The 8,053-nt window shown below is 37.0% G+C and carries 7 protein-coding genes, 6 tRNA genes and 1 rRNA gene; all 14 read right to left on the minus strand.

The window, feature by feature from the left end:
- Positions 1-7: 7 nt before the first annotated feature.
- Entirely contained in the window at positions 8-847 is an 840-nt protein-coding gene (gene rsmI, locus H8S00_RS13175; protein WP_186840714.1) for a 16S rRNA (cytidine(1402)-2'-O)-methyltransferase, read from the minus strand.
- A 21-nt stretch (positions 848-868) separates the two neighbouring features.
- Positions 869-1,600: a tRNA1(Val) (adenine(37)-N6)-methyltransferase gene (locus H8S00_RS13180; protein WP_186840715.1), complete on the minus strand. Its 732-nt coding sequence runs from the start codon at positions 1,598-1,600 to the stop codon at positions 869-871.
- A gap of 13 nt (positions 1,601-1,613) precedes the next feature.
- The gene (locus tag H8S00_RS13185) at positions 1,614-2,507 is read right to left on the minus strand and encodes a PSP1 domain-containing protein (protein WP_021952419.1); all 894 of its coding nucleotides are present in this window, start codon (positions 2,505-2,507) and stop codon (positions 1,614-1,616) included.
- Complete coding sequence (locus tag H8S00_RS13190) at positions 2,504-3,565, minus strand: DNA polymerase III subunit (protein WP_186840716.1); 1,062 nt, start codon at positions 3,563-3,565, stop codon at positions 2,504-2,506. The genes H8S00_RS13185 and H8S00_RS13190 overlap by 4 nt, the downstream gene beginning before the upstream one ends.
- A 74-nt stretch (positions 3,566-3,639) precedes the next feature.
- Positions 3,640-4,233 (minus strand): nucleoside/nucleotide kinase family protein, encoded by a 594-nt coding sequence (locus tag H8S00_RS13195; protein ID WP_186840717.1) that lies wholly within the window; start codon positions 4,231-4,233, stop codon positions 3,640-3,642.
- 16 nt (positions 4,234-4,249) lie between these two features.
- Positions 4,250-5,674 (minus strand): aminotransferase class I/II-fold pyridoxal phosphate-dependent enzyme, encoded by a 1,425-nt coding sequence (locus H8S00_RS13200; RefSeq protein WP_186840718.1) that lies wholly within the window; start codon positions 5,672-5,674, stop codon positions 4,250-4,252.
- Between the two features lie 30 nt (positions 5,675-5,704).
- Positions 5,705-6,637 carry a hypothetical protein gene (locus H8S00_RS13205; protein WP_021952423.1) on the minus strand — a complete coding sequence of 311 codons (933 nt, stop codon included), beginning with the start codon at positions 6,635-6,637 and terminating at the stop codon, positions 5,705-5,707.
- Between the two features lie 586 nt (positions 6,638-7,223).
- Positions 7,224-7,296 (minus strand) — tRNA-Phe (locus tag H8S00_RS13210).
- A 6-nt stretch (positions 7,297-7,302) separates the two neighbouring features.
- Positions 7,303-7,376 (minus strand) — tRNA-Met (locus H8S00_RS13215).
- Between the two features lie 16 nt (positions 7,377-7,392).
- Positions 7,393-7,474: transfer RNA gene (locus H8S00_RS13220), tRNA-Tyr, on the minus strand.
- Positions 7,475-7,502: 28 nt separating this feature from the next.
- Positions 7,503-7,575 (minus strand) — tRNA-Thr (locus tag H8S00_RS13225).
- A gap of 36 nt (positions 7,576-7,611) precedes the next feature.
- Positions 7,612-7,684, minus strand: a tRNA-Val gene (locus H8S00_RS13230).
- Positions 7,685-7,765: 81 nt separating this feature from the next.
- A tRNA-Asp gene (locus tag H8S00_RS13235) sits at positions 7,766-7,839 on the minus strand.
- A 120-nt stretch (positions 7,840-7,959) separates the two neighbouring features.
- Positions 7,960-8,053 (minus strand): 23S ribosomal RNA (locus H8S00_RS13240); the annotation flags it as partial.

Raw genomic sequence — 8,053 nt, forward strand, 5'->3', positions numbered from 1 at the left:
CCTTATCCTATCTGTTACATTCATTATAAATGTCTCTCTTAGACACGCCTCTATCCTTTGCCGCAAGCTTCATGGCTTCTTTTTTGTCCCGACCTTGGTTTACATAATATTCAACATGCTCCTGAACACTCATTTTTTCCCACTGCCTGCGCTTTTCTTCTATTAATTCCTCTTCAGGTTTTCCTGCAATTACTAAAACAAACTCTCCCTTTATATCTGTATTGGAATATTTCTCTATTAATTCTGAGAAAGTTGTCTGAAAAGCTTCCTCATACTTTTTTGTCAGTTCCCTGCATACCGTAAGTGGTCTGTCACCTAATACATCCATTAATTCCTTTAAAGTCTTAAGTAATCTGTGAGGTGCTTCATATATAATAATAGTCCTGGTTTCCTCCTTAAGGCTCTCCAAAACTCTTGATTTTTCCTTTTTATCCTTTGGCAAAAATGCCTCAAAACAAAATCTCCTTGTTTTCTGCCCTGACATGGTAAGAGCTGTAATACATGCTGCCGCACCGGGAAGTGAAGTTACTTCCACCCCTGCCTCATAGCACTGTCTTACAAGTTCCTCTCCCGGGTCTGATATTCCCGGCGTTCCTGCATCAGTTATTAATGCCACATTTTTTCCATCTAACATTTCCTGCACCAAAACCTTTGCCTTATCATATTTATTAAATTCATGATAACTGGTCATAGGTGTTTTTATATCAAAATGATTTAATAACTTTATGCTGTTTCTGGTATCCTCCGCACCAATAATATCCACTTCCTTAAGGGTTCTCACCACCCTGTAAGTAATATCTTCTAAATTTCCTATTGGTGTAGCACACAAATATAATTTTCCTGCCATTTTTCTTCCTTACTTAAAACATTAAAAACCATATATCTCATGGATTTCATCAGAATACACGCCCTGTTCCTTATAAACAACAATAGGAGGTTCCACCTTCATCATAGGTCTCTCTCCCCTTCTTCCCTCAATTAAAACCATATTGGCTTCTCTGTCTGAAAAAGGATGTACCATTCTTATACGCTTAGGCTCAATTCTATATTTTCTCATAATCTCAATAATGTCCACTAACCTTCTGGGTCTGTGAACCATATAAAATCTTCCACCGGGCTTTAAAACCTTAGCACTTTCCCTGACAACATCCTCTAAGGTACATTTAATTTCATGTCTTGCTATTGCCTTTGGCTCTTCAGGATTTTTAAGTCCGTGATTTTCTGTCATATATGGTGGATTAGTAGTCACCACGTCAAAGGATGCTTTTCCAAAAATCTCTCCCGCTTCCTTTATGTCCCCGGTTACCACATCGATTTTATCTGCAATATTATTAAGCATAACGCTTCGCCTTGCCATGTCCGCACTTTCTTCCTGAATTTCCAGACCGGTAAAATGCATTCCTTCTGTCTTTGCCTCTAAAAGTATAGGAATAATGCCTGTTCCCGTTCCTAAATCCAGCACCTTTTCCCCTTTTTTTACTGCGGCAAATCCGGTAAGTAAAACAGCATCAATGCCAAAACAGAATCTTTCCCTGTCCTGAATTATACAATAGCCGTTTCGCTCTAAGTCCACAATGCGTTCATTTCCTTTTAGTTCCATAAATTTATTCCCATTAGTCCAATTTTGAACTTTCTGTATCCTCAAGTCCTTTAAGTTCCTTAAGTTCATCTGCTGCCAAATCAAACTTCTTTTTCTTAGGCTTAAACTTAAGCTCGTTTACAGAATACTCCCTGATTTCCCTCTCATCATTTTGTTCAATAACAATTTTAACCTTCTGTCTTAAAACGTTGACACTTGCAACCTCCCCTTTAAATCCGTCAAAGGTTTTAACAGTTTCTCCCACATTTGGAAGGTTAGAATTTAAGTGTTCATAAGCCTCCTGCTCGTTTTTAAGACAGCACATAAGTCTTCCGCATATTCCGGAAATCTTTGTGGGATTAAGTGACAAATTCTGCTCCTTAGCCATCTTAATTGAAACAGGTATAAACTCTGACAAATAAGTATTGCAGCACAGTGGTCTTCCACACATTCCTATGCCGCCTAACATTTTTGCCTCATCTCTCACTCCCACCTGTCTTAACTCAATTCTTGTTTTGAAAACCGAAGCTAAATCCTTTACTAACTCTCTAAAGTCAATTCTTCCGTCAGCTGTGAAATAAAATAAAACTTTATTGTTGTCAAAAGTATACTCTGAATCTATTAATTTCATTTCAAGGCCGTGCTTTGCAATTTTTTCCTTACATATTTTGAATGCCTTTTTGCCCTTCTCAATATTTTCCTGTGCCTTTTGGTCGTCCTCCGGTGTTGCCACCCTTATAACAGTTTTTAAAGGCATAACCACATCTTCTTCCTTTTCCTCCTTTACGCCAAAAACAACATAGCCATACTCTACGCCTCTTGCTGTTTCCACTATAACATGGTCTCCTTTTTTTATTTCCAACTCTGCCGGATCAAAATTGTAAATTTTTCCTGCCTGTCTAAATCTGACTCCAATAACTTTTATCATTTTTTTATCCTTTCTTTTATCGATAAAAACAATACCTCCATGGTAATATCAAAATTAACATTTGATTTAATTCTGTTCCATGCCTGGTCTATTGATTTTAAAATAATATTTATATGAAAATATGATATTTTTTCTGACATTTCCACAATTTCGTGATAATCATCCTGAAAAATAAGTTTTTCCGTATCTCCCGTAGCCTTGTACAAAAGTACATCCCTGAACCACGTTTGCATCAGCCCGAAATAATCATCTATCTGATTTTTAAAACTGCCTGCTTCCTTAACCCTCTGGGTTATAATGTCCATTCCGCCTTTCTCTAAAGAAAGAAGTGTGCCTACCACCTGCTGCTTTAATTCCTTAAAATCCTCAGATGTAGCCAGCTTTATGGCTTTTCCCGGATTACCATTGGCAAAAACCGCTGCCACATTAGCCTCATAATTTCCAATGCCATACTCAGACATTAACTGATTTCTAATGGTCTCTTCCTTTACCGGCCTTATGTTTAGCAGTACACATCTTGACAATATTGTTTGAAGAAACATATCTGCATTAGTTGTCAGCAAAATAATTATTGCATATTCCGGTGGCTCCTCAATGGTTTTTAACAGGGCATTTTGCGCCTGCACCGTCATTTTTTCACTATCAGGAACAATATAAATTTTGTATCTGCTACTATAGGGCTTTATATCAATATCATTGTTAATCTGGTCTCTTATTTCATCTACGCCTATACCTGATTTCTCGTGAGTTACATATTTTATGTCCGGCTGGTTTCCCGAATCTGTCTGGTGACAGGATTTACAATGTCCACAGGCAACTCCGGTAATTTTCTTCTTTTCCCCTGTGCCTTCTCCAAAATCAAACTGCATATTTCCATCAGCTGCATCAGGATTATTGGCTTCACATTGAAGTGCCTTGGCAAAATGAACTGCCAGCTTCATTTTTCCTGAACCTGCCTCACCATTTATAATATAGGCATGGGATATTTTTCCCATTTTTATGGCATTTTCAAAATGTTTAATTATATGGTTTTGTCCAAGAATCCTTCCTGACTCCATATTTCGCTCCTATCTTAAAAATGAATTTGCACATTAAGGTTTGAGCTAAATATTATCTGACACAAACCCACCTTTTATAATACCATAAAATCACGAATATCTTCAACTATCTCTTCTATGCATCTTTCCAGACTGTTATTTTCATATCTCTTTTTGATTCCCGCTTTTTTTATATTTTCCTCGCAAAAATCTTCTTCATCTGCCAGAAATCTTCTGCAAAGCTCTGTATATTTAGGATTTTCCTGCTGTCTCTCCCTATTTACGGCTCTTGTCAGCCTTTCTCCTGTTTCCACTTCCACATAAATAGGAACAACTACCTCTTTTCCGTAGTATCTAACCATCTGCTCATAGGATTCCAGTGTTCCTATGTACAAATAATTTCCTTTTTCAAGATTAATCTGTCCGTCATCCACCGTAAAATAACTCCAAACTCCGTAAACAGTGTTGTAATCCCTGCACTCTATTACTTTTCCCTGATTTTTTAAAGCCTCAAGTTCCTCATTATTTACAAAAAAATACTCCACACCGTTAATTTCCCCTTCTCTCATGGGTCTTGTGGTGTAACCTGTTACAGTATTTAAATTTAATTCCCTGTCTTCCTTTAACTTCTTAAAAATTGTATCCTTCCCGCTACAGCTTTTTCCCAACACAAAAAAAATCTTTGCCATTTTACTTCCTCTTAATCTATTTAATAACCTTAATGTATTTATTTTCCATATCTGCTAATCCGTTAATGTTCATATTCATTTTCTTAAATTCTTTTACATGACTAATTAATTTATGGGAAATAACTTCCCCCGGCACTAAAAGAGGGATTCCCGGTGGGTATAAATAAAGAAACTCCCCTGAAACTTTTCCCTGTGCCTCTTCTATTTTAACCGGTACACTTTCTGATTTCTGTGCCTCATAAACAGACATTGCCCTGTCATTTCTTGTAAGTTCAAATTCTGCTGCGTCACAGGTCTTTTCCTTATAACTAATACTGCTGTCTATTTCTTTCAAACTTTCATAAAGTCTTTGTATCTGGCTTAAATCATCACATATACCTGTAATTCCCAGAACATATTCCGGTGCTTCCATTTCCATTTCAAATCCATAGTGTTTCCTTAATATATCTGAAAGCCATTTTCCATCCCCTGCCTGTGCTTTTATGCATATTACCAGCTTTGTAGGATCCATATCATATACGGAAAACTTTCCTACAATTTCCTTTCCCGGCACATAAAAGCTTTTTAATTTATTAACATTGCTTCTGAAATTATTAAGGGCTATTAACAATTTTCCCATGAAGTTATCACCATAATTTTCAATAACATCAATACACCTGTCAATAGATGCCATAAGCACATAGGAAGGGCTTGATGACTGGTAAATTCCCAGTGATTTCTCCACTTCTTCTTCTTTTACCCTGTTGCCACATTTGTGCAAAACCGCTGTCTGTGTCATGGACGGCAATGTTTTGTGAACACTTTCTATAACCAGGTCTGCCCCTAATTTGTACGCCGGTGTCGGAAGCTTATCACTTATTCTAAAATGTGCTCCATGAGCCTCATCAACAATTAACACCGCCCCGTATTTATGGGTAATTTCTGCTATTTTTTCAATATCAGATACTATCCCATCGTAGGTGGGGGATGTTATAACCACTGCCTTTGTGTCTTTGTTCTCCCTTAGCAGTTTTTCTAATATTTCAGGATTATATCCTCCGTTTATTCCCAGTTCACTAACATATTCCGGATAAAAATATTCTCCTTTAAGATTTCTAATTGTCATGGCGTTATACACCGCTTTATGACAATTTCTTCCTATTATTATTTTATCCCCAATATCTGTCACTGCATTTATGGCAGCTAAAATTCCACAGGAACTTCCATTAATTAAAAACCATGTTCTATCTGTTCCATAGTAGGACGCTGCCCTATCCATTGCCTCTTTTATAATGCCCTGAGGATGATGGAGATTATCAAAATCCACTATTTCAGTAATATCAATATCGAAGGGATCCATTCCTGAAAGCATGCTGTCATTTCGCTTATGTCCCGGCATATGAAAGGGATATTTGCCATTTTTTCCGTATTCTATTAATTTATCGTACAATATGTGACTCATTTTCTATTCCTTTTTATAAGTAACTATACCTTATAGCTGAAAAAAGCTTATTTGCTTATTTGTATAATCGCCCCTGTTAAATCCTTCCACAAAAACTTCCATTGATATAAATATTTTACGTCCTTTTTTTGTAACATATGGAATATCCACGTTAAACACTACATGATCTCTTGTGTTGTTATCTTCCCTTTCCATAAGCTTCTCCAAAACCGCCACAGGCACTGAAAACTCTCCACTGCTCTCCATAAAATTAAGCTCAAAATTTGCCTCAAACTGGTTTTCACTTCGGTAAACACTGTCAATGTATACCTTGCCTATCTCTGAATTTTCCGCTTCCTCCAAAACCGGCTTAAGCCAATCCTTTTTTCCCATAATCATTACCGGATATACTCCGTTTACAATTCCAATTACCGCCTCCGGCATAACTGATTCTTCCTCTACCTCTCTTTCGTACCCCTCTAACAATTCCTGTTTTGTAATATTATTTATGGTAGATTCGCTTAACCCTGCCACGAAATTATCAATTTTTTTAAGTATAGGCTGCATAACTCCTATTCGCTCTAAGGACACCATAAATATGTTGTGAGCCCATGCATATTCCTGTGCATCTCTTGAAAAAGCCGTGGCACTAAAAAAGCACCCCGAATAAGTATACCTATCCGGGATATTTTTTGCTTCGCCTTTTATGGTATAATTTTTTTCTGAAATATCAGCCATTATGCCACCAAAATCCCTTATATGATTTAACTCTACCCTGTTTTTGGCATAATATTTATACTGACATATAATTCGCACTGGATATAAAAATGCTGTTGGCACATTTATCCTACCATAGGCATGTATGTCATGGTATCCGCTACGCCCCGGAACCTCCTCCTCTATAATTGATATATACCTGCTATCCTGCAATAATTTTTTTACCTTTTCCTCGAAAATATATTCCCTTGCCTGATGTTCCTTCATTCTTTTCTCCGTACCTGTATAACACTAATCGCTACTTTTGTTTTCACTTTATTCTACTATGATTTAGGAACATTATCAAACTAATATTGTTATACGTTTGTTTTTTCTTAAAATCTTAATAATTTGACAAACCTCCCTGAACTATTTGCAATTGCAGATGTATGTGTTATAGTAAACTGAAGCAAAAACAGTAAAAAATGTAATGCTTACGCGCGATCTACACAGGCATTACATTTATACAGTATATAAATTAGAAAAGAGGTAACAGATTTGATTTATAAAAACGGATTACTAAGAATAATCATACCTATAATATTTATCATATTAATTTTAGGTTCGTATTTTTATAAAAAAAAGATAGAACCTACACTAAATAATAAAAGTCTTTTGATAATTAGAACTAGTGTAGTTGTTTTGTGTTTGGTAGTAGCAGTTTGGACTTTTGGAAATATATTTCTTTAACTAAAAAATGAAAATATATTAGAAACTTCATAAAGTATATTTTTTTCCATTATCACATAAAAAAAACAGAAAATACAAGATTCATAATAAATCAGTATTTCCTGCTTATTTTTTTACATAAAAATGCCCAGTTCCGGAATCGAACCAGAGACACGAGGATTTTCAGTCCTCTGCTCTACCAACTGAGCTAACTGGGCATTGAGTTGCGGGGATAGGATTTGAACCTATGACCTCCGGGTTATGAGCCCGGCGAGCTTCCAGACTGCTCCACCCCGCGATATTTAATTAAATAATGGGCAGAGGTGGATTCGAACCACCGAAGCAAGTTGCAGCAGATTTACAGTCTGTCCCCTTTGGCCACTCGGGAATCTGCCCATCATAACTTAGAAATAATTTCTAAGAAAGCCGATGAACGGACTCGAACCGTTAACCTGCTGATTACAAATCAGCTGCTCTGCCAATTGAGCCACATCGGCATATTTAGTTTTAACCACAGTACTTAAAAGTACTAGTGGGACCTACAGGGCTCGAACCTGTGACCCCCTGCTTGTAAGGCAGATGCTCTCCCAGCTGAGCTAAGATCCCAAATTTTTAGAAAAAATAAAGAGGATGAGAAAGCTAGCTTCTGTTGCTTTCAACCTCCTCAGTATAACTTATATATACTAGCGACCCGGATGGGGTTCGAACCCACGACCTCCGCCGTGACAGGGCGGCGCTCTAACCAGCTGAGCCACCGGGCCAACAATTGTACTATAACACAAAAAAGTCAAAAAGCCAAGCTTTTTCACTTTTTATTTATTGTACATTCAAAACTACATACTGAAATTTACATCCAGAGGATAACTCCTCTTCCTTCCTTTATGGATAAGCCCTCGACCTATTAGTATCAGTCAGCTCCATGCATTACTGCACTTCCACCTCTGACCTATCAACCTCGTCGTCTTCAAGGGGTCT

This window comes from Eubacterium segne (assembly GCF_014287775.1).
GTDB classification, from domain to species: domain Bacteria; phylum Bacillota; class Clostridia; order Lachnospirales; family Lachnospiraceae; genus Eubacterium_G; species Eubacterium_G segne.